Raw genomic sequence first — 22,067 nt, 5'->3', positions numbered from 1 at the left:
TCGCGACTTCGTTGCGTCCCGGAATGACAACAAAAAGATCAGGGGAGCGCCCATGTCTGATCTGTCCGTCGTCAAAGCGCTCGTCTTCGATGTGTTCGGCACCGTCGTCGACTGGCGCACCAGCCTGATCACGGAGTTCATGTGGTGGGCGAAGGGCCGCGGCATCTCCGCCGACTGGACCGCACTGGTCGACGGCTGGCGCGGCATGTACATGGCTTCGATGGATGACGTGCGCAAACATCCCGAGCGCGGCTATGTCATGCTCGATGATCTGCATCGCCGCTCGCTGGAAAAGCTGGTCGCGCAATTTTCGATTCGAGGCCTGACCGAAGCCGATCTCGATCACCTCACCAAGGGGTGGCACCGGCTGCACCCGTGGCCCGACAGCGTCGCGGGCCTGACGCGGTTGAAGACGAAATTCGTGATCTCGCCGCTGTCGAACGGCAATGTCGCGCTGCTGACCAACATGGCGAAGTTCGCAGGGCTTCCCTGGGACCTCATCATGTCGGCCGAGCTGTTCGAGCACTACAAGCCCGATCCCGAAACCTATCTTGGCGCCGCGCGCCTGCTGTGCCTCAAGCCGGAAGAGGTGATGATGGTCGCCGCCCACAACGGCGATCTCGCCGCCGCGCAGAAGAACGGGCTGAAGACGGCCTTCGTGGCGCGACCGACCGAATACGGTCCGCTCCAGAAGGTCGATTTCGAGGCCACCGGCAATTGGGACATCGTCGCCAGGGATTTTGGCGGAATCGCCGACAAGCTCGGGTGCTAGGGCGGCTGCGACTTTGCAGAGGGCCAAGGCTCAGCGTCGCAGCACGTTCCACGGCGCGAAGGCGTTGTTGACGCCCTCGAGCGCCGGTCCGAGTTGCGGCACATGCCGCAGCAGCACCGATTTCATTCCGTTGTTGTGGATCCAGTCCATACCGAAATTGGTGTAGACTTCCGCCCGGTAGTCATCGGTGAAGAACCGGTCGCTCTTCAAACGCCGCGATGCCATCAGGATGAAAATGCGGAAGGCGGTATCGCTGAAGCCAAAACCATCCGGCAGGTCCTCGGCCAATAGTCCGACCATCAGATCAACGCGATCGACGTCGCCCTTGTAGATCGCGCGCATCTTCCCGGCCGCGCCGGGGATGCTGGTGATTTCCTCGAACGTCTTGACCCGCTTTTTGCCGACCAGTTCGCGGAACCGATTGTAGCGCGGCACGCCGCGCTCGCGATCACGCATGATGTCGATCGCCGCCACGTCGAGCAGCGGCTGGTCGTCTTTCGTGAACCGGCGCAGAAAGTTCGGATAATTGTGGAGGCGAATGGCGCCGGGATGAGCGGTGCCGAACGAGTACAGCAGGTCGACGAAGCCGTGAGTCTGCATGAACTCCCGGGAGGCGCGCCCCTGCATATTGACCAAGTCGCTAGGGGTAATCTCCGTGCTATCGAGCCGCCGTACATCCATCGTTTCGGGGATCAGCGGGTGCAGGCGGTACACGGCGGTGAATTCCTCGGTCATCGCATAGGGCGCGCTGTGCTGATCCGTCGGAGAGCCGATGATGCCAAAGGCGGCTTCGCTGTTCTTGCCGAGCACGGCGCGCAGCACCCGGCACGGGATCCCCGACCAGTTGGCGTGCATGCCGAAGTCCAGTGCGGGATGGCCGAGGATGCCTGGCGTCCATTCGACGGTGTGGATCTTGGCGATCAGGGCCGCGTTGATCAGGCGAGCGCGCTGGAATAGCTCCTGGTCCTTCCAGGTCGGATACCGCGCCTTCAAGCCGTCGCAGATGAAATTGTGCTCGCGTGCGAAGAGGTTGTGCAGCAGGCTGAGCCCCACCCACCAATTGTCGTTGAAGCCGGTGAGATCGGCGCCCGGATGCACCGGATCGGCTGGAAGCATCCCATCATTGCCGACTGCGATCTTCCCATCTGCCCGCGAACGGATCTGCATCTGCCTCGCGCGGTCGCTGCCGTAGATCTGTCCGGCGTCCCACCAGTGCGAGTTGAGGTTGCGGAACGTGGGGGTCGCGCCGAGCCATGGTTCACGTGGCGTCTCGTCGCAAACGGTCCGACGGATCTTCATGCAGCCGTCGATCCGCTCATCCGCAGGCCATTCGTCGTTTGGCTTCAGCGGAATTTTGAACTCGTTTCCCGACTTAGGGGCCCCATGGCTGAACCAATTATGGGTTTCGAACTGGATCCAGGCGGCGGCCAGCAGATTGAGGCTGGTCGCGGGAATGAATTCGCGGCGCGCCAGCAACTCCTCCGAGATCACGCGCGGACTGGGTTCGAGCAGGTCGTCCAGGCGGTCCGGCACGCATTCAGGCAGCGCGAAATTGCGTCCGAACCGGGCGCCAGCCATCCCCATGCGCGGATGGTCGAGGCTGTTGAAAGAGCCGTCGGCGGAACGCCAGCGGTCATTGCCCGTGCTCCAGCGAGGCGATGTCGTGCCGTAGCCGGTATGGTGCAGATTGTGCTCCCGCAGCCGATCGCGGAACGCCGAGAGATTGGCAGCTCCGAGCAGCCTCGGCAGTTTGTCCCATCTGACAAAGAAGCTGATGGCCCGATAGACAACATCCGGGACCCATTGGAGCAGGCCGCGATGGAAGACAAAACCATCGTTCTCGCGGGACATTGACGCTCCCAAACAAATTCACGTCAATAAATTCGATTTGCAATTAGTAGATGTAATTCAATAACACCAAAATGTCCGCTTGCCAACGCCGCCGGAGACATTGCGGATTGCAGTTGCTTGCCGGTCGGCGGTGATCGTTCGGATGGTCCGGGCGGCGCTTGCGCCACCCGGACTTGATCCGGCGATTACAACGTCATCTGCATCGGTTCGGGATAATAATGGAATCCTTCGCCGGCCTTGGCGACATGGCCATAGCCCGGCCAGGCGAAGTGATAGGACATCACGGGCACCTTGTTCGCCGCGAGCATGGTCAGCAGTTTTACGCGCGACTCGGCCGCCTGCTTGGGATCGGTGTCGTAGGAGAATTCCATCCGCGGCCGCTCCAGCAGCAGGACGGGATGGTGCGAGAGGTCGCCAAGGAAGGCAAAGGACTTGCCAGCCGACGAGACCATGAAGATGGTATGGCCGACGGTGTGACCGGGGGCCGAGATCGCCTGCACGCCCGGCAGGAATTCCTGGCCGTCCTTGAAGAACACGATGCGGTCGCGCACCGGCAGCAGGTTCTTGCGGGCGTGAACGACGAAATCCTTGGCGTCGCTGCCGAGCTTGCCTTCGTCGGTCCAGAAGTCGAAATCGGTCTGCGAGATGTAGATCTGCGCGTTCGGAAACAGCGGCTTGCCGCCGTCGTCCACGATGCCCCCGATGTGGTCGATATGGGCATGCGAGCAGACCACGGCATCGATGTCCCCGGGCTTGATGCCTGCCTCGGTCATGCTCTTCTGCTGCCGGCCGGTCGTGGCGCCGAACAGCTTGGAACTGCCCATGCCGGTATCGAACAGGATGAGCTTGTCGCCGGTGTTGACGATCGGCGAGTTCTGTTCGAGCACGACATTGTCCGGCGACAGGAAATTGTCGGCGAGCATCTTCTTCACCTCTTCCTTGGGAACGCCGGTGAAGGTCCCGGAGGGGTCGCCGAGCGGAAGCGGTCCGTCGGAGACGATCGTGACTTCGGCATCGCCGAGAACGAAGCGGTGCCAGTAAGGCGTCTGGGTGCCGCTTGGGAGCGCGCGCCATCGCGCTGCTGCCGAGCATTGCGCTGGCACCGAGGCCAGCCCCGAGGGCGAACAAGGACCGACGTGAGACATCGATTGTCATGCGTTTCCTCCGCTTTTGTCTTTTGTTTTGCGCAATTGTTCGCGCGTTACCTTCGGCCTGGCCGATCGCCTCGCGTCAGCACGATCCGACCGATGCGGTCAAATGCAATCAATGATTGTGTCGCGATTGTGTCTCTTGACCGCGCGTTGTGGCGGGACCGCAGGTTTCTTTCTGCGTCGCGAACGCCGTCTCACGCAATTCTCGGCGTGAGTTCGCTGCCCGTTTCGGCAAAGCCCGCCTGCAAAACCTCTTCCCGTTTGTGGCGTAGATGCGCGCGCAGGATATGGGCGAGGCCGACGCCGTCGCGCCTCTGCAGTGCATTCAGGATGGCGTCATGCTCTTGCACTGCGACCGCCCAGCGCTCGGGCGTCATCGGCGTGACATAACGCGCGCGCCGGATGCGCGCGGTCACGGACGCATACAACCCCGCGAGCACTGGGTTGCCGGCCGCAGCGACGATGCCTTCGTGAATGGCGCGGTTGCCGCGATAGTACTGGATGAGGTCGCCATCACGATAACGCCGCACCATGTCCGCGTGCGCGGCGGCGATCGCAGCGATCTCGGCATCGGTGATGCGTTCGCAGGCGAGTTCGCCGGCGAGCGCCTCGAGACCCTGGCAGACCTCGAACAGGTCGCGCATGTCCTTGTCGGTCAGTTTTGCCGCACGCGAGCCACGGTGGGGCAGGAGCTGCACGAGCCCTTCGGCGGCGAGCACCTTGAGCGCCTCGCGTAGCGGCGTGCGCGATATCTGGAGCCGCTCGCACAGCTCACGCTCGGGAATCCGCGCGCCCGGCGGGATTTCGCCGTCGAGCAGGATGGCCCGGATGCGGCCGACGACTTCCTCATGAAGCATGGGTCTGAAGTCCATTTGAATGCAAAAATGAAGATACATGCGGATTAAGGCAAGTTCCAGCTTGTAAATCGACAATTTTGCATTCAAAAATGTAGAAAAGCAGAAGGACATGAGGAATGGACCAGCAGGTGGTGGCGGAAGACCTCGTTTTCGAGCGCCAGGACGGTATCGGGCGGATCACCTTCAATCGTCCGCAGGCCCGCAACGCCTTCACCTTCGCGATGTACGAGCGGCTTGCCGCGATCTGCGAGGAGATCAACGACGATCAGTCGATCAAGGTGCTGGTGCTGCGCGGGGCAGGCGACAAGGCGTTTGCCGCGGGCACCGACATCAATCAGTTCCGCGATTTCAAGTCGCCGCAGGACGCGGTCGACTACGAGAACCGCATCGATCGGGTGCTGACCACACTCGAACAGTGCCGCGTGCCGACGATCGCCGCGATCAACGGGTTCTGCACCGGCGGCGGCGCCGGCATTGCCGCGGCCTGCGACCTCCGCATCGGCACCCAAAGCGCGAAAATCGGCTTTCCCATTGCCCGCACGCTCGGCAATTGCCTGTCGATGTCCAATGTCAGTCGTCTCACCGCGCTGATCGGCGCTGCCCGTGTCAAGGATCTGATCTTCACCGCGCGCCTGGTCGACGCGACGGAGGCCGCCAGCGTCGGGCTGCTCGGCGAGGTCGTCGAGGATCTCGCCGCGCTCGACAGGCGCGCGGACGAGGTTGCCCGGCTGCTCGCCAGCCACGCGCCGCTGACGCTGAATGCGACCAAGCTGGCCGTGGCGCGCCTGCAAAGGCGGCTGACGCCGGACGAGGGGGAAGACCTCATCCTGATGTGCTACACGAGCCAGGATTTTCGCGAAGGGCTCGATGCTTTCCTCACCAAGCGCGCGCCGCAATGGCGCGGCCAATAGGACGCCCCGATGCAAAGCGATCGCTCGCAATCAACCTCCGCCCGTTCGGGGCCGCTTGCCGGCCTCAAGGTCATCGACCTCACCCATGTCATGGCAGGGCCGACCTGCACCTTGATGCTGGCCGATATGGGCGCCGACGTGATCAAGATCGAGAAATCGCCGAACGGTGACGACACCCGCCATTCGGTGCCGCCGAAGATTGGCGACGAGGCGGCCTCCTTTCTGATGATGAATCGCAACAAGCGCGGCATCGTGCTGGATCTGAAGACCGATGGCGGCAAGCAGGTGTTGCGGCGGCTGATCGCGGGCGCTGACGTGCTGGTCGAGAACTTTGCGCCGGGCGCCATGGAGCGCCTCGGCTTCGGCTATGAAGACCTGCACAAGCAGCATCCAGCGCTGATCTATTGCTCGCTGTCGGGCTTCGGCCGCACCGGGCCCTACAAGCATCGCCGCGGCTTCGATCTGGTCGCCCAGGCCATGAGCGGCATCATGAGCTTCACGGGCGAACGTCCCGATGGTCCGCCCGTGAAATGCGGCCCGCCGCTGTCCGACATCACCGCCGGCCTGCTGGCGAGCATGGGCATCCTCGCAGCCTACACGCACCGTCTCAAGACCGGCGAAGGGCAGTGGGTCGAGACCTCGCTCTATGAGGCCGCGCTGGTGCAGACCTACTGGCAGTCGACTATCGCGCTCGCCGCGGGCACCGCGCCGCGCGCGATGGGTTCGGCCCATCCGCTCAACGCGCCGTATCAGGCCTTCGAGGCCTCGGACGGCTGGCTGGTGGTCGGCGGCGCCAACAAGAAGCACTGGCTGTTGATGCTGGAGGCGCTCGGTGCAAGCGAGCTTGCATCAGATCCGCGTTTCATCAACGGCGCCGACCGCATGGCCAATCTGAAGGAGCTCGAAGCCGTCCTGAGCGAGCGCTTCCGCACCCGGACGCGGGCGCACTGGCTGGCGGCACTGGACGAGAAGGGCGTGCCGTGCGGACCCGTGCACGACATGCTGGAGGCGCTCAGCGATCCGCAGACGCTGGCGCGCGAGATGGTCGTCGAGGTCGAGCATTCCACGCTCGGTCCGGTGAAGACGATCGGCTTGCCGGTCAAGTTTTCGGAGACCCCAGGCAAAGTGCGTACGGGCGCGCCGGTCTACGGTGAGCATACGAGCGAGGTGCTGGTCGAGCACGGGTTCGACCAGAAGCAGATCGAAGCGCTCGAAAAAGAAGGCGCAATCGTGCTGGCATCGGGAAGACGCGAGGAACGCGTCGCCTGACCGGGCGTCGAAAACGACAAGAACAAGAGACAAAAATCAGCTGGAGGACATCATGGGTCGGACGTCAACACTTCTGCTCTCCGCCGCCGCAACCGTGCTCGCCGGCACGGTGCCGGCGCTCTCGGCCTGGCAGCCGCAAAAGCCGATCGAGTTCGTGGCGACCGCGGGACCCGGCGGCGGCACCGACAATCTCGCGCGCGCCGTGCAGAACATCATCACCAAGCACAAGCTGGTGGAGCAGCCGATCGTCGTCGTCAACAAGGGCGGCGGCAGCGGAGCGGAAGGCTATGTCTACGGCAAGGCATCCGCCGGCGATCCCTACAAGGTGATCTTCGGCACGTCGAATGCCTGGCAGCAGCCGCTCGTCTCCAAGGTCGCCTTCAACTACACCGATCTCACTGCCATCGCGGCAATGGCGCAGGACGAGTTCCTGCTCTGGGTCAAGCAGGACGCGCCCTACAAGACGGCGGGCGACTATCTGAAGGCGGCCGCATCCGGCGAGTTCAAGATGGGCGGCGCGCAGTCGAAGGATACCGACGAGGTGCTGACCCGCATGATCGAGAAGGCCGGCCACATCAAGCTGACCTACATCCCCTTCAAGAGCGGGGCCGAGACCGCCGTGCAGCTCGCCGGCGGACACCTCGACTCCCACGTCAACAATCCCAGCGAAAGTCTCGGGCAATGGCGCGGTGGAACGCAGCGGCCGCTTTGCGTTTTCAGCCCGAAGCGGTTGCCGCAGGGCGCCAAGGTCACCGCGACCGAAGGCTGGGGCGACGTTCCGACCTGCGTCGAGCAGGGTCTCGACATCAAGCAATATGAGCAGCCGCGGACGGTGTGGCTCCCCGGCAAGGTCACCCCGGACCAGGCGACGTTCTATGTTGATCTCATGAAGAAGGTGCAGGCGACCCCGGAGTGGAAGGACTACATCGAGAAAACCTCCCAGGTCGACACCTTCCTGACCGGCGCCGATTTCGACAAGTTCATCAAGGACGACCTCGAGCACGTCAAGCAGGTCGCGGGCGAGCAGGGCTGGTTGGTCAAGTGAGGCGGCGCAAGCCTGCAACCCCTCCGTCGTCCCGGCCTAGTGCGCAATTGCGCACTAGGCCGGGACGACACCGAGCGTCGGGGAACATGTGCGCCATAGCCGGCCATTGTACTTAGCCTGACCGGAGCCTCCCATGATATCGCGCCGCGCCCTCGAACTTGCGACCGCAATCCTCACCGGCAGCTTTGGTGTGGCCGTCGTTGTCTCCAGCCTCGATAACGGTATCGGCTGGTCGAGCGCGGGCGTGGACGCCGGCACGTTCCCGTTCCTGACCGGCATCATCATCGTGCTCGGAAGTCTCTACAATCTGGTGCGCGGTTTGATGCCGGTTACGTCACTGGCGAACGTCCCCATCGCGATCACATCGATCGAGCTGCGCCGGCTTGCCGGCCTGTTCGTGCCGGCCGCGATTTTTGTGGCTGCGATCCCGTTGGCCGGGATGTACGTCGCCTCAGCCCTGTACATCTTCGCGGTGCTGGCGATCCCCCGACAACAATCCGTGCCGCGCGCGCTTGGCATGGCGGCGGCGACGGCGCTCGCGCTCTACATCGTGTTCGAGCGCATGTTCCAGGTGAGCTTGCCGCACGGCGCGCTCGCCGCGGCCTTCGGCTTCTGACGGAGAGGCCGATGGACAATCTCCAGGAACTCCTTCACGGCTTTAGCATCGCGATCACGCTGCCGCATCTGGCGCTGATGGTGATCGGCGTGCTGCTCGGCATTCTTGTCGGCGTGCTACCCGGGCTGGGTGCTCCGAATGGGGTATCGCTGCTGCTGCCGCTGACCTTCGGCATGCAGCCGGTCTCCGCCATCATCCTGCTCTCCAGCATGTATTGGGGCGCGTTGTTCGGCGGATCCGTGACCTCGATCCTGTTCAACATCCCGGGCGAGCCGTCGTCTGTCGCCACCACCTTCGACGGCTACCCGATGGCGCGCGACGGCCGTCCGACCACGGCCCTCGCCACCGCGTTCGGCTCGGCGGCGTTCGGCGCGCTGATCGGCGTCATCCTCATCACCTTCCTCGCATCATGGGTGGCGCAGGTCGCACTCGCCTTCGGGCCGGCGGAATATTTCGCGGTCTATTTCCTGGCCTTCGCCAGCTTCGTCGGCATGGGCGGGGCGGCGCCGATCAAGACCGTCGTCGCGCTGGCGATCGGCTTCGCCATTGCCGCCATCGGCATCGACACCGTTTCCGGCAGCGTGCGTCTCACCATGGGCGTCGACGAACTGGTCAAGGGCGTGAACTTCGTTGTCGCGGTGATGGGGCTGTTCGGCATTGGCGAGCTGCTCGTCGCCGTCGAAGAGGAGTTTCATGCCCGCGCGGTCTCGTCGAAGATAGAGTGGCGCGAGGTATTTCGCGCGATCGGCCGCCTGCCGCGGCATAGTGTGGCACTGCTGCGCAGCGCGGCCATCGGATGCTGGATGGGGATCACGCCAGGCGGCCCGACCGCGGCATCCTTCATGAGCTACGGCATCGCCCGCCGCTTCTCGCGCCGCGGCCGATACTTCGGCACCGGAGAGGTCGAGGGCATCATCTCGCCGGAGACGGCCGATCATGCCGCCGGCACCAGCGCGCTTCTGCCCATGCTCTCGCTCGGCATTCCCGGCTCGGCCACTGCGGCCGTCATGATGGGCGGGCTGATGATCTGGGGCCTCAATCCCGGGCCGATGCTGTTCGTGGACCAGAAGGACTTCGTCTGGGGCCTGATTGCCTCGATGTACGTCGGCAACATCGTCGCCGTCGTGCTGGTGCTGCTGACCGTGCCGGTCTTCGCCGCCCTGATGCGGATTCCCTTCGTGATCATCGCGCCGCTGATCGTGATCATCTGCGTCGTCGGCGCCTATTCGGTGTCGAACTCCTATCTCGATGTCGTCATGATGCTCGGCTTCGGCATCGTCGGCTACCTCTTCAAGAAGCTGTTCTATCCGCTGGCGCCGCTCGTGCTCGCGATCGTCATCGGCGACAAGGCCGAGGATGCGTTTCGCCAGTCGATGCTGATGTCCAAGGGATCGCTCGGGATATTCTTCGCCAACAAGCTCGTGACGTGCCTGATCGTGGCCGGCATCGTGCTGTTGCTGCTCCCGCTCGTGCTGCAGCTTGCGCGCCTGGTGCGCAAGCCTGCGCCGTCCGCTGACGAGATTACAGCCCAAGAGAGAGCTCAAGAGACCGCTCGGGAGAAAGTGATCATATGACCGCACAGCCGCTCATTGCATTGGCAATGGGAGATCCCGCCGGCATCAGCCCGGAATTGACCGCCAAGCTCGTGGTGCAGGACGACATCCGCGCGCGCAGCCGGATCGTCGTGATCGGCGACCGCCGCATCTTCGACGAAGGCGCGCGCATTGCCGGCGTCAAGCCAGAGCTGACAACAGTGGAGCAGGGGGCCGATCTACGCCTGGCGGAGGGCGAAACGCTGTTCGTCGATCTCGGGCACCTCGATCCCAGCGACGTCCAACAGGGGGTCGCGAGCCTCGCCGGCGGCAGGTTCGCGCTTGCCAACTACAAGCAGGCGCTCGAGCTCGGCCGTGACGGCAGGGTCGATGCCGTCTGCTTCACGCCGTTCAACAAGCAGGCGATGCGGCTGGCCCGCGCCGAGTATGACGACGAGATCGCGTTCTCCGCGGAAGTGGTCGGGCTCAAAACCCCCGCAAGCGAGTTCAACGTGCTGGACCGGCTCTGGAACGCCCGCGTGACGTCCCATATCGCGCTCAAGGACGTCGCCGCGCGACTGTCCGGCGAACGCATCCATCGCGCGCTCAAGCTGACCGATGTGTGCATGCGCAATGCCGGCTTCGCCCGGCCGCGCATCGCGGTCGCCGGTCTCAATCCGCATGCCGGCGACGGCGGCAATTTCGGCCGTGAGGAGATCGATGTCATCGCGCCCGTGGTCGCGGCCGGCCAGCGGGAGGGCATTGCCGCCGAGGGGCCGTTCCCTGCCGACACGGTGTTCCTGCGCGCCAAGGGCGGCGCCTTCGATGCGGTGCTGACGATGTATCACGACCAGGGCCAGATCGCGATGAAGCTGATGGGTTTTGATCGCGGCGTGACGTTGCTCGGCGGCTTTCCGTTCCCGATCTGCACGCCCGCCCACGGCACCGCCTACGACATCGCGGGCCAGGGCATTGCATCAATCGGTGCCAGCCGCGCCGCGGTGTTGCTCGCCGCGGAGATGGCCGCTCCGCGCGCCACCTGATTACACGCGATGACCTGGCGTTACTTCGCGACAGGCGTCACGAGCTCCTTGTCAGCAGTATCCACGACAAAGACCGCCAACAGCTTCGCGGGCTCGGTGTCGCTGGCATTGGCGCTGACGGCGTGGCGGTCGCCGGGCTTTTCAGAGAAGTTCTCTCCCTTGTGATAAACCTTGGCAGGCTCGTCATTGACCTGGCTGCGGATCGCTCCTTCCAGGATTGTGGCATAGATGAATGCGGAGCGCGGGTGCATGTGGGCGGGCGAGGAGCCTCCTGGGCCGTACTCGACCAGCACGCCCTTCATGCTCTTGCCGGGGACATTGGGCAGCGCCTGGTCGAACACGACGGTCACCTTCGCCGTGGGTGTCGCCGTCTCGGCGGCATGGGCCGTCAGGAATGATGCGGCATAAACAGCGGTTGCGATCAGCAATCTGCGCATGGGAGTCTCCTCAAAGTTTCGCGAGCCAGGTTGCGAGCGACGTTTTCCCGAGCCGCGCCTCGCCGAGAGGGTTCAGCGACGTGTCGTCGATGGGAGCGCCGTAGTACGGCGCCCTTGGGTCTCCCACCACCGGTCGAGCGTCGCCGGACGCCTTCAGGCGCCGTGCGATGAAGTCATTGAAGGGCGCCTTCTCAGGTCCTGCAATATCGATCGTGCCGTTGAGCGGTTGGCCCATCGCGACCTCCGCGAGGTGATCGGCCACGTCCTCGGCGGCGATCGGCTGAAACAATGCCGAGGGAACGACGATCCGGCCATCGGCCGCACCCATATCGCCGATGGCGCCGAGGAATTCGAAGAACTGGGTGGCGCGGACGATCGAGCAGGGGACCGGAGATGCCTTGACGATGATCTCTTGCGCCAGCTTGGCCCGAAAATAGGCGATGTCGGGCGAACGCTCGGTCCCGACGATCGAGAGCGCCACATGATGCTTCACGGCCGCAGCCGCCTCGGTCGCGGCGAGGTTCTTGCTCGAACGCTCGAAAAATTCGAGCACGGCGGCGGGCTCCCACGACGCCGCGTTGGCAACGTCGACCACGACATCCGCGCCCGCCAGCACTGCTGCGAGGCCTTCTCCGGTGACGGCGTTCACGCCCGATTTCGGCGAAGCCGCGACGGCGTCGTGGCCTTGTTGCTTGAGCTTCGCTACGAGCTTGGATCCGATCAATCCGGTCCCGCCGATCACGACGATCTTCATGGCATGTCTCCTCGGCACGTCGCGGGCGCGAGCGTTTCAGGGTTGACGGCGCGCGCGTCGCGAAAGCGATGAGGCGACTCTTACCGGGGAAATGGGGCAGGCTCTTGCCTGTAACCGGCCCGCCTTGTCCAAAAATGCTGAAGACGTCTGTCGGATCGCCGATAGATAAAGTTGCATATCGAAATCATCCGACGCGCGGAGCGCACCGCTGACGCCGGCATCCGCCAGCGGCGCTCGCTAGATTGCAGCGCGTCCTTGTTGGTGTTCGGTCACAGACGGCATTCGTACCACGCAGCGGAACCCGACATGGCTGGTCGAGGTGTCGACCGGTTCGGCGTGCCGCGCGGCCGGGCGATATCGGCGGCAATAATTCGGCGCGCAGAGGTGCGAGCCGCCCTTGAGGACCTTGCGCGGAATCTGGATGTCGGGGAGGCGCGGGTCGTAACTTGTGTGCTCACCGCCGCCGCGAGGATTCTTGGGGATGCAGCAGGGTTTTGCGGCGTCGGCGGCGTGCTTTGACGACCACCAGTCGGAGGTCCACTCCCAGACATTGCCGATCATGTCGTAGAGGCCGTAGCCGTTCGGCTGGAAGGCCATGACCGGCGAGGTACGCTCGTACCCATCCTCGCCGAGATTCTGGACGGGGAAGTTGCCCTGCCAGATATTGGCCATGTGCTTGCCGCCCGGCATCAGCGCGTCGCCCCAGGCGTATTCCTCCGCCTCGAGGCCGCCACGCGCCGCGAACTCCCACTCCGCCTCCGTCGGCAAGTCCTTGCCGGCCCAGCGGGCATACGCTGCCGCATCGCTGAAGGAGACGTGGACGACGGGATGGTCGTCGAGGTCCTTGATGTTGCTGCCGGGACCATAGGGATGGCGCCAGCTGGCGCCGCGCAGGAAAGTCCACCACTGGCTCCAGTCGGTGAGATCGGTGATGCGCGGCAGCGGGGAGAACACCAGCGATCCCGCGTAGAGCATCTCCGCCAGCGCGCCTGGATAGTCCTTCGGATCGGGAACGACCTGCGCCTCGGTGACATGGCCGGTTGCGTTGACGAACTGCTTGAACTGCCGGTTGGTCACGGGCGTGCGGTCAATCCAGAAGCCGTCGACAGCGACGCGATGGCTCGGCGCCTCTTCGGAATAATGATGGTCCGAACCCATGCGAAAGGTTCCGCCGGGAATGAAGACCATCTCGCCGCTCTTCAAATCATCCGGCAACCACTCGCAGTGATCCAGATCCGCTCGCAACATGGTGGAAGCTCCGATACGCGCATTCCACCCGATGCTACTGCGCCAACTCTGGGAGACCTCGACGATAGCTCTTTGCCCTGCTCATTAGACGCATTGTCTGATCCCTACTTTTTTGGCCCTCGGGGAGAGGAGGACACTGCATTGCGTCCACATCTCTTTCCTTTGCACGCACGTTTCCGAGCACGCGGCAAATCCATGCCGCGCCCGCTCTGCCATCCGCAGAGCCCGTCCGCTCAATATCACTAAGGTTGCAAACGGTACCCGAAGATTGGACGGCTGTGATGTGCAGTTTGTGCCAGTCTGCGTGGCCAGTTGGTGAGACCCAATGCCCCATGCCGCAAAGCCTCAGTGCAGAGGCAATTCAGTGGCATGTCGAGCGACAAATTCGGCGATGATTTACCTCAAAACGCGAAGTCGGCTTGTCGCACCCACCTCGCGTTGTGGTGGTATTTCGCTGCTGCCTGCCGCAGAATTGTCGCGCTTCAGTAACAGGGTACAGCCATGGGGCAATTCCTTCTGGTTGATTCGCGCAAGCTGGACGGTTTCGAAGGACTTCAGCAGGCCGTCCACGGCTCGCATGTCGACGTGATGCAACTCGGCCGCGGTCGGTTGCGCGGAACGTTGTCCCATGTCGGCATCGGCCACTTCTCGCTCAGCATTGGTGCTTTCAACGTCGGCATACGCACGCAGCGGGTTTCCAGCGACGACAAGCTGATCATCGGGATGCTGCTCGTGGCTGAAGAGCGCGTCGCCCACTGGTCGTTCGACATGCAGATCAACGATGTGCTCGTCATTCCGCCGCGGCTCGAACATGACGGTGTTTTTCACGGCGGCTCCGCCTACGCCGCCATGCGGTTCGACCTCAACGAGGTCGCGACGCTGTTCGGCGGAGAAGCGCGCCTGAGCGACCCCGACACATGGCGAAGTCGCGGGCATTTCCGCGCGGACCTCGCGACCGGCGCGGTCGCCTCGCGCCGCCTGGTTCGGGTCATGTCGCACCTGCGCGACAACAAATATGGGCTGACGCCGTCAACTGCCGATTTCTGGAAACGATCGATCGCCGAATGCATGGCTGCCAACGTCGCGTCGTCGCTGCCACCCGACGGCAATGGCTGGCTCCCTTCCGCCCGACGGCTGATCCGCAAGGTCGAGGAGTATCTCGACGACGCCGGCACGCGTCCGGTGCACGTGTCGGAAATTTGCGCGGCGCTGGGCGTATCGCGGCGCACCCTCCACCGCGCCTTTCAGGAGGTATTCGGCCTCGGCCCGGTCAGCTTCCTAAGGCACAAGCGTCTATGCGCTGTTCATTCCATCCTGCACCAGAGCGCACCCGGTTCGACCACCGTGACAGCCGTCGCCATGCAACAGGGCTTTTACGAACTCGGCCGGTTTTCTCAGTATTACTTTGCGATGTTCGGGGAGCGTCCATCGCAAACGCTTGGAATTACGACGCCGCACGCAGTCGAAGACGACATCGCCAGAGCCTAGCGCTCTGGGTCCGGACCGCGAACGGTGCCATGATCGCATGCATGCCGGCGTTTTGCCCGCGTCAAACGGCGAAAAAAACCGTCATGAAAACAACCAGATGGCTACTGTGCATGGGGTTGTTTTCACGGTTTTGAATTGGACAGGCAGGCCGCCTCCCGCTTCACGCCCCGCAGACGATCACGCCATACCAGCCGAGCCCGCGATAGGTCTCGTAGCCCGGCGTCGCATGGAACGCGACCAGCGTGCCGGAGCGGTCCTGATAGAAGCCGGAGCGCCGACCGTCCAGCGACAGCGAGATGCGTTCGCTGAGAATGCCTTGTCCGTCGGAAGCGGCGATCACGCGAAGATTGGAGTCGACCAGCAGCACGCGCGCCTTGTCGCTGTCGCCGACGCGCACGCCTTGCACGATGGCGCGGGCCTGTGCCTCCCAGTCGAAATGGATGGCGAGCACCCCGATCGGCGCGCCGTTGGCCTGGCCGCCGGCGCGGACGCTGGCGCAATAGGTCGCGACCTGGGCATTGCCGAGCAGCGGCTGGTTCTCGACGTCGCCCGCGACATAGTCGTCGCCGGAGCGCAGGGTCTTGGCCTCGCGAAACCATTTGGTGTGGGCGACATTCTGGCCGACGGCGTGAAAGCGGTCGGCGCGGCCGTTGGCGATGACGTTGCCCTCGAGATCGCAGAGCCAGAGGTCGAGATAGACGGTGTAGGCGCCCAAGATCACGCCGAGACGCTGCGAGGCATGGGACACGGCCGCGGCGTCGGGCGAGGCCGCGCAATCGACCAACGCTGAATCGGTCGCCCACCAGCGCACGTCGCAGGTCCGTTCATAGAGGTTGCGGTCGATCAGCTCGATGGCATTGAGCGACAGGTCGACCATGCGCTCGCCGCGCGAGCGCTGGCTCATCCGGTCGATCGAGGAGACGAGATCGCCGGTTCGTTTCGTCAATTGGCTTTCGAGCTCGCGGGCGATGGTCTCGACCTGCTGGCCGACACCACGGACCTCCTGCGCCACCACGGCGAAGCCCGCGCCCTGCGCGCCGGCGCGCGAGCTTTCGATCAGCGCATTCAGCGCCAGCATCTTCATTTGGTTGGTGATCTGCTGGATCGCCTTGGTCTTGTCGACTGCGATCTGGTTGACCTCCGCCGTGAGGCGGTTGATCAGCGCGGAGATGTCGGAATCATCATCAGCGGGTTCATTTGCGATCGGCTTGGCTTTGAGACCCAGCGCAGCAGACATCGGGGGCTTCCCTTGGCAATGAGGTCTGATCTGCAACGAACCCGGAACAATCACTGACAGATCGAATACGATTCTTTTTCGAAGATTCCGCCTAACGCCTGCTTAATTTGCTGTTTTGCGGAATGCTCAAATGATAGTCAGTCCGCGTAGCAAAGCGGCAATCCACCGCTTTGTGGCGCGCAGACGTTGCAAATCCCGGGGGATTGCGGGCCAATCGTTCCGTCGGCCGGACGATGCAATACCTCCGGCTCCCAGGTTCCTCAAACCAACCGTTACTCATGACGCCGCCCGCCACCGCCTTGCCCGTTGAAGCGCCCCAGGCATTCCTGGGGGTGGCGCGCTCGCTTACCGACAAGCTCTGGCGCGACCGACTGGATGCGCGCGGGGCGGCCAAAGCGCTTGCCATCGTGCAGCGCCACCAACTGCCCGAGCTGCTGGCGCGGGTGCTGGCAGGCCGCGGTGTCGACAGCGATGCCGTTGTCGATTTCCTCGATCCAACCATCCGCAAGCTGCTGCCGGACCCGTTCACGGTCACGGAGATGGAAGCCGCCGCGAAGCGGATCGCGGATGCCGCGGCGAACGGCGAGAAGGTCGCGATCTTCGGCGACTACGATGTCGACGGTGCGACCTCGGCGGCGCTGCTGACCTGGCATCTGCGCCATTGCGGGCTTGACCCGCTGATCCACATTCCCGACCGCATCTTCGAGGGCTACGGGCCCAACACGGAAGCCGTGCGTGCGCTGGCCGCAAGGGGCGCCACGCTGCTCGTCACCGTCGATTGCGGCACCACCAGCATCGAGCCGCTCGCCGAAGCAAAACGTCTCGGCATGTCCGTCGTCGTGATCGACCATCATCAGGCCGGCACGGAGTTGCCGGAGGTCGACGCGCTGGTCAATCCGAACCGGCTCGATGATCTCTCCGGCCTCGGCCATCTCGCCGCCGTCGGTCTCGTGCTGGTGACGCTGGTCGCGGTCAATCGCGAATTACGCCAGCGCGGCTTCTGGAATGCGGAGATGCCCGAGCCTGACCTGCTCGGCATGCTGCATCACGTTGCGCTCGGCACGGTTGCCGATGTCGCGCCGCTGATCGGTCTCAACCGCGCTTTCGTCGCCAAAGGCCTGATCGCGATGCGGCGGCGCGACCATGTCGGCCACACCGCGCTGATGGACGTGGCGCGGCTCAACGGCCCGCCGGAGGCCTGGCATCTCGGCTTCATGCTGGGGCCGCGCATCAATGCCGGCGGCCGCATCGGCCGCGCCGATCTCGGCGTGCGGCTGCTTTTGGAGGGTGACAGCGTCGAGGCCGCGCGGATCGCAGCCGAACTCGACCGCCTCAACAGTGAGCGCCGGATCATCGAGCAGGCGGCCGAAGCGCAGGCCGAAGCCGAGGCGCTCGCCTCGATCGGACTCGAGGACAAGATCGGCGTGATCGTGACGGCCTCCGAAGGCTGGCATCCCGGCGTCGTCGGTCTCGTTGCGTCCCGGCTGAAGGAGAAGTTCTCGCGGCCCGCCTTCGCGATCGCGCTGGAGCCTGGCGGCATCGGCACCGGCTCCGGCCGCTCGATTGCCGGCGTCGATCTCGGCAAGGCCGTGCGCCAGGCGGTCACCGACGGCATTCTGCTCAAGGGCGGCGGTCACGCGATGGCTGCGGGCGTCACCCTGCGCAAGGAAAAGCTCGCCGAATTTCGCGCCTATCTCGAGCATGCCTTGGCGCGCGACGTTGCCGAGGCGCGCCACGTCAACGAGCTCTACATCGACGGCGCGGTCTCCGCGCGCGCCGTGACGACCGAGCTTGCAACGACGCTCAACCGCGCAGGTCCCTTTGGCAGCGGCAATCCGGAAGTCGTGTTGGCGCTGCCGGCACACCAGCTCGTCTACGCCGATGAGGTGGGCCAAGCGCATTTGAGGCTACGCTTCAAGTCAGGGGACGGTGCCATCGTCAACGGCATCGCGTTCCGTTCGATCGGACAGAAGCTTGGCAACGCGCTTGTTGCCAATCGCGGCCAGCAACTGCATGTCGCGGGATCATTGTCGGTCGATCGCTACCAGGGCGCCGAGCGTGTGCAATTCCGGGTCATGGATGTCGCGCTACCCGACCAGGGACCATCCATGATTAGATAGGCCCGGCAAACAACAAAAAAACGTATAGAAAAAAGGGAGTGAGCATGGCAGGGCAGGTTGAGGGTAAAGTGGCGCTGGTGACGGGCGGCGCCTCCGGCATCGGCGAAGCCGTCGTCGAGCTGTTCGCGCGCGAGGGCGCCACCGTCATCGCCACCGACATTGACGAGCTGCGAGGTCCAGAACTCGCCGATCGCATCACCAAGGCCGGCGGCAAGGCGATTTTCCTGGAGCAGGACGTCACCAGCGAAGAGCGATGGATCGAGATCGCAGCCGAGATCGCGAAGCGCTTTGGCCGGCTCGATATTCTCGTCTCCAACGCCGGCATCGGCATTGCCGTACCCTCGATCGTCGACATGACGCTCAGCGACTGGCGCAAGCAGAACGCGATCAACCTCGATGGCGTCTTCCTCTCGGTCAAGCATTGCCTGCCCCTGATGCGCAAGACCGGCGGCGGCTCGATCATCATGATGTCCTCGCTCGCGGGCCTGCGCGGCGCGCCCGGGCTGTCGGCCTATTCGGCGACCAAGGGCGGCGTGCGGCTGTTCGCAAAGTCGATCGCAATGGAGTGCGCGGCCGCCTGTGACGGCATCCGCGTCAACTCCGTCCATCCCGGCATCATCGACACGCCGATCTGGGGCAAGATCCCGACCGGCGCGACCGGCAACCAGGGCAACGCGCCGATCGATCCAGACGAGCGTGCGCGCCTCGTCACGCCGCTCGGCCGCGCCGGCCAGGCTGGTGAGATCGCCTCCGGCGTGCTGTATCTGGCCTCCGATGCTTCGCGCTACGTCACCGGCAGCGAGCTCGTCATCGACGGCGGCATGAATGCCGGCGGCGTGCCGCGGCGGCAATAGCCCGCCGCGCGGGCTGCGAAGGGCAGGGTGGCGCCCGCGGGGGCTGACGCGCAGGCGTCGGACCTGTACAACGCGGGCGTCTTCCGGCCGACAGAGGTGTCCTTCCGCCATGGCGCACAGCCTTCACTCTTCGTCATCTATGCCAGCAACGTTCCGCTCGAACCGTCCGGACCTCGTGACCGACGCGATCCGCAGTGCGCGCGAGGATCTTGCCGCCTGCTTCCGCATGGCTGCGCGCAACGGCTTTGAGGAGGGCATCTGCAACCACTTCTCGGCCGTGGTGCCGGGCCATGACGATCTCTTCCTGGTCAACCCTTACGGCTACGCCTTCCGCGAGCTGACCGCGTCAAAACTGCTGATCTGCGATTTCCACGGCAACGTGCTCGACGGCGAGGGCGTGCCCGAGGCGACCGCGTTCTACATCCATGCCGAGATGCACAAGCGCCTGCCGCGCGCCAAGGTCGCCTTCCACACCCACATGCCCTACGCCACGGCGCTGTCGATGACCGAGGGTGATCCGCTGATCTGGGCCGGCCAGACCGCGTTGAAATTCTACGGTCGCACGGCCGTGGACCGCGACTACAACGGCCTCGCGCTCGACAACCGCGAAGGCGCGCGCATCGCGTCCAGCGTTGGGAATGCCGATATCATCTTCATGAAGCATCACGGCGTGATGGTGCTGGCACCGACCATCGCGGAGGCCTGGGACGATCTCTATTATCTCGAACGCGCCGCCGAGGTGCAGGTGCTGGCGATGTCGACGGGCCGGAAAGTGCTGCCGGTCGATCCCGCGATTGCGGCCGAGACCTACAAGCAGATGCGCGAGGGCGATTCCGAATCTGCGCAACTGCATCTTGCTGCGATCCGCCGCCAGCTCGATGCGGAAGAGCCGCAGTACCGACATTGAGGCGCGTTACGACCCCTGGCGCAGCTTCGCCAGCACCTTCAGCCCGCCATAGCCATCGGCCGGTGTGATCCCCGCGCGCTGCTGAAAATCCTTGATTGCCTTCATGGTGTCGTTCCCGACACGGCCATCGGTGCCGCCGGTGTCGAAGCCGGCCTTGGTCAGCCGCGTCTGCATTTCCTGCACCTCGGCGAGCGTCAGCGCGCGCTCGGAGCCGGGGAACGGCTGGATGAAAGGCGGGGCGCCGAGGCAGCGGTCGCCGAGATGGCAGATCGCCAGCGCGTAGTTCATCGAGGGGTTGTAGCTCTTCACCGCGTTGAAATTCGGCCCCAGCAGAAACGTCGGCCCGCCCGCAACCGGAGTCCATATCTGCGCCGATGCGGAGGGTTGCGGGAATGGCTGGCCGTCGGCGCGGGTGACGCCGGCCGCCTGCCAAGCCGCATAGGTCCGGCTGCCGCTCATCTCGCCGGGCGCGCGCACCTCGTAGCCCCAATGCTCGCCGCGGTGCCATTTGCCGCGGTTGACGAGATATTTTGCGGTCGAGCCCAGCGCGTCGTCGGGCTTGCCGAACGGCGACACCTTGCCGTCGCCGTCATAGTCGATGCCGACATTGAGCCAGACCTCCGGCATCCATTGCGAATGCCCCATCGCGCCGGCCCAGGATCCCTGCATCTGCTCCGGCGTGCTCCAGCCCTTGTCGACGATGCGCAGCGCGTTGATCAGCTCAGTCTCCCAATAGGCCTTGCGACGCGGCTCGTTCCAGGCGAGCGCGGCAAGCGAGGGAAACACCGGCGTCATGTGGTTTTGCTGCACCAGTGGATCGCCGTAGGCGGACTCGACGCCCCACAGCGCCAGCAGCGTACCGCGCTCGACGCCGAAATCGCGCTCGATGCGTGCGAGCAGCGCCTCGTTGTTCTTCAGCGCGATCTTGCCGTTGATGATGCGCCAGTCGGAGACGCGACGGTTGATGTATTGCCAGACCTGCTCATGGAATTCGGGCTGGTTGCGCATCTGCTTGAACACGCTCATGTCGGGCTCGACCCGCGCCATCGCGCGCTGCCAGGTCGCGGCCGAAATGCCTTTCGCCATGGCACGGGCGCGAAAACCCTCACGCCATTCCTCGAAGCCTGGAGGCGCGGCCAGGATGCGCGTTGGGATTGCGACGAGTGCGGCTGCGCCGAGCGTGGATCGAAGCAGAGCGCGGCGGCTGCGAGAGGCTATGGAATCAGCGTGTTTCATGGACCCATTCTAGCGGGAAACATGGTGGCTGTGACCAGTTCCTGGAACTGCAGGAACAGACGCGGGCCCGCGTTCCCCGGAACAAACTGTCGCACTCCCGCATTCCCCCAGCATCACGTTTGAGGAGGAGAAGATGAGGAAATATCTGTTTGCCGCCGCCATAGTCACCGCCATCGCCGCGCCTGCGTTGGCCGACGAAGTCGGCGTTCACGTCGGTCCGGTCGGTGCCGGTGTGACCGTCGGACAGTCTCACGAATATCGTGAGCGGGACCGCGATCGCGACCGCACCACCGTCATTAGGGAGCGCGAGCCCGCCGACCGCACCACGGTGATCAAGAAGGAAGATGAATTCGGCAATCGCAGCAAGACCGTGATTCATCACGACAACGACTGATGGAGTGGGGCCCCGGCCGATCGCCGGGGCCCTCCGTCGGTCGCAGTCCGTTCATCGAGAATTCGGGGTGGAATGAAGATACGCGCGCACGCGGAGAGCCATGTCGTCGAACTGGACGACGGATCGCAATGGCAGATCTTTCCCGGCGATCTCGCGACCACGCTGAGCTGGGAGCCCGAAACCGATCTGCACCTGGAGCGAAGCGGCGAGCGGGTGAGTTCGCATGAGCTGGTGAATGACGCCGATCAAAGCCGCGTCCGGGTGATCGCAGCGGGCGAGACTTGGCCTGATGGCGAGGTTAAGAAAGTGTTGAAGGGCGGGTAGGGCGCGCCTGCAACAGGTCGG

General features: G+C 64.3%; 20 protein-coding genes and 1 pseudogene. 13 read left to right on the top strand and 8 right to left on the bottom strand.

Annotated features, from left to right (window positions below; genetic code table 11):
* The first annotated feature begins 52 nt into the window (after positions 1-52).
* Positions 53-772 carry a haloacid dehalogenase type II gene (locus IVB40_RS19250; RefSeq protein WP_247815993.1) on the top strand — a complete coding sequence of 240 codons (720 nt, stop codon included), beginning with the start codon at positions 53-55 and terminating at the stop codon, positions 770-772.
* Between the two features lie 30 nt (positions 773-802).
* Here IVB40_RS19250 and IVB40_RS19245 read toward each other — a convergent pair whose 3' ends face one another.
* The 3 genes and pseudogenes from IVB40_RS19245 to IVB40_RS19235 all read right to left on the bottom strand — a co-directional run bounded on the left by IVB40_RS19245 (position 803) and on the right by IVB40_RS19235 (position 4,646).
* On the bottom strand, positions 803-2,623 hold the full coding sequence (locus tag IVB40_RS19245; protein ID WP_247815992.1) for a peroxidase family protein: 1,821 nt from the start codon (positions 2,621-2,623) through the stop codon (positions 803-805).
* A 185-nt stretch (positions 2,624-2,808) separates the two neighbouring features.
* Positions 2,809-3,778, bottom strand: a pseudogene (locus tag IVB40_RS19240) (MBL fold metallo-hydrolase).
* 190 nt (positions 3,779-3,968) lie between these two features.
* Positions 3,969-4,646, bottom strand: coding sequence for a GntR family transcriptional regulator (locus tag IVB40_RS19235; protein WP_247819562.1), 678 nt, complete (start codon positions 4,644-4,646; stop codon positions 3,969-3,971).
* A 101-nt stretch (positions 4,647-4,747) separates the two neighbouring features.
* Here IVB40_RS19235 and IVB40_RS19230 point away from each other — a divergent pair, with 101 nt between their 5' ends.
* The 6 genes from IVB40_RS19230 to IVB40_RS19205 all read left to right on the top strand — a co-directional run bounded on the left by IVB40_RS19230 (position 4,748) and on the right by IVB40_RS19205 (position 11,047).
* Positions 4,748-5,542, top strand: coding sequence for an enoyl-CoA hydratase/isomerase family protein (locus tag IVB40_RS19230; RefSeq protein WP_247815989.1), 795 nt, complete (start codon positions 4,748-4,750; stop codon positions 5,540-5,542).
* Positions 5,543-5,551: 9 nt separating this feature from the next.
* A complete protein-coding gene (locus tag IVB40_RS19225; RefSeq protein WP_247815988.1) occupies positions 5,552-6,811 on the top strand; it encodes a CoA transferase in 1,260 nt (419 codons plus the stop codon).
* 52 nt (positions 6,812-6,863) lie between these two features.
* The gene (locus tag IVB40_RS19220) at positions 6,864-7,856 is read left to right on the top strand and encodes a tripartite tricarboxylate transporter substrate-binding protein (RefSeq protein WP_247815986.1); all 993 of its coding nucleotides are present in this window, start codon (positions 6,864-6,866) and stop codon (positions 7,854-7,856) included.
* A gap of 133 nt (positions 7,857-7,989) precedes the next feature.
* The gene (locus IVB40_RS19215) at positions 7,990-8,472 is read left to right on the top strand and encodes a tripartite tricarboxylate transporter TctB family protein (protein WP_027569891.1); all 483 of its coding nucleotides are present in this window, start codon (positions 7,990-7,992) and stop codon (positions 8,470-8,472) included.
* A gap of 11 nt (positions 8,473-8,483) precedes the next feature.
* Positions 8,484-10,046, top strand: a complete 1,563-nt coding sequence (locus IVB40_RS19210) for a tripartite tricarboxylate transporter permease (RefSeq protein ID WP_247408710.1) — start codon at positions 8,484-8,486, stop codon at positions 10,044-10,046.
* Complete coding sequence (locus IVB40_RS19205) at positions 10,043-11,047, top strand: 4-hydroxythreonine-4-phosphate dehydrogenase PdxA (RefSeq protein ID WP_247815985.1); 1,005 nt, start codon at positions 10,043-10,045, stop codon at positions 11,045-11,047. Before IVB40_RS19210 ends, IVB40_RS19205 begins: the two co-directional genes overlap by 4 nt.
* Before the next feature lie 20 nt (positions 11,048-11,067).
* Here the strand turns inward: IVB40_RS19205 and IVB40_RS19200 are convergent, their stop codons facing one another.
* The 3 genes from IVB40_RS19200 to IVB40_RS19190 form a co-directional block, all read right to left on the bottom strand.
* Positions 11,068-11,484: a cupin domain-containing protein gene (locus IVB40_RS19200; protein WP_027569894.1), complete on the bottom strand. Its 417-nt coding sequence runs from the start codon at positions 11,482-11,484 to the stop codon at positions 11,068-11,070.
* Between the two features lie 10 nt (positions 11,485-11,494).
* Positions 11,495-12,238 carry an SDR family oxidoreductase gene (locus tag IVB40_RS19195; protein WP_247815983.1) on the bottom strand — a complete coding sequence of 248 codons (744 nt, stop codon included), beginning with the start codon at positions 12,236-12,238 and terminating at the stop codon, positions 11,495-11,497.
* A 237-nt stretch (positions 12,239-12,475) separates the two neighbouring features.
* Entirely contained in the window at positions 12,476-13,486 is a 1,011-nt protein-coding gene (locus IVB40_RS19190; protein ID WP_247815982.1) for a formylglycine-generating enzyme family protein, read from the bottom strand.
* 501 nt (positions 13,487-13,987) lie between these two features.
* Between IVB40_RS19190 and IVB40_RS19185 the strand changes: the two genes are divergently transcribed.
* Positions 13,988-14,974 (top strand): helix-turn-helix domain-containing protein, encoded by a 987-nt coding sequence (locus IVB40_RS19185; protein ID WP_247815980.1) that lies wholly within the window; start codon positions 13,988-13,990, stop codon positions 14,972-14,974.
* Between the two features lie 160 nt (positions 14,975-15,134).
* Here IVB40_RS19185 and IVB40_RS19180 read toward each other — a convergent pair whose 3' ends face one another.
* Positions 15,135-16,211, bottom strand: a complete 1,077-nt coding sequence (locus tag IVB40_RS19180; protein WP_027569898.1) for a methyl-accepting chemotaxis protein — start codon at positions 16,209-16,211, stop codon at positions 15,135-15,137.
* Positions 16,212-16,489: 278 nt separating this feature from the next.
* On the opposite strand from IVB40_RS19180, the gene recJ reads away from it, so the two are divergent.
* From recJ to IVB40_RS19165, 3 genes are all read left to right on the top strand, one after another.
* Positions 16,490-18,331 carry a single-stranded-DNA-specific exonuclease RecJ gene (recJ, locus tag IVB40_RS19175; RefSeq protein ID WP_247462009.1) on the top strand — a complete coding sequence of 614 codons (1,842 nt, stop codon included), beginning with the start codon at positions 16,490-16,492 and terminating at the stop codon, positions 18,329-18,331.
* 44 nt (positions 18,332-18,375) lie between these two features.
* Complete coding sequence (locus tag IVB40_RS19170; RefSeq protein ID WP_247815978.1) at positions 18,376-19,185, top strand: glucose 1-dehydrogenase; 810 nt, start codon at positions 18,376-18,378, stop codon at positions 19,183-19,185.
* A 109-nt stretch (positions 19,186-19,294) separates the two neighbouring features.
* The gene (locus tag IVB40_RS19165; RefSeq protein ID WP_247815977.1) at positions 19,295-20,092 is read left to right on the top strand and encodes an aldolase; all 798 of its coding nucleotides are present in this window, start codon (positions 19,295-19,297) and stop codon (positions 20,090-20,092) included.
* A 6-nt stretch (positions 20,093-20,098) separates the two neighbouring features.
* Here IVB40_RS19165 and IVB40_RS19160 read toward each other — a convergent pair whose 3' ends face one another.
* Positions 20,099-21,328: a lytic murein transglycosylase gene (locus IVB40_RS19160; protein ID WP_247462015.1), complete on the bottom strand. Its 1,230-nt coding sequence runs from the start codon at positions 21,326-21,328 to the stop codon at positions 20,099-20,101.
* Positions 21,329-21,461: 133 nt separating this feature from the next.
* Here IVB40_RS19160 and IVB40_RS19155 point away from each other — a divergent pair, with 133 nt between their 5' ends.
* Together IVB40_RS19155 and IVB40_RS19150 are read left to right on the top strand one after the other, a co-directional pair.
* Positions 21,462-21,722: a hypothetical protein gene (locus IVB40_RS19155; RefSeq protein WP_247815975.1), complete on the top strand. Its 261-nt coding sequence runs from the start codon at positions 21,462-21,464 to the stop codon at positions 21,720-21,722.
* 72 nt (positions 21,723-21,794) lie between these two features.
* A complete protein-coding gene (locus IVB40_RS19150; protein WP_247286162.1) occupies positions 21,795-22,046 on the top strand; it encodes a hypothetical protein in 252 nt (83 codons plus the stop codon).
* Positions 22,047-22,067 lie beyond the last annotated feature (21 nt).

The organism is Bradyrhizobium sp. 40 (assembly GCF_023100925.1).
Lineage (GTDB): Bacteria > Pseudomonadota > Alphaproteobacteria > Rhizobiales > Xanthobacteraceae > Bradyrhizobium.
The sequence above is the reverse complement of the archived record's forward strand: the minus strand, read 5'-3'. Positions and strand labels throughout refer to the sequence as shown.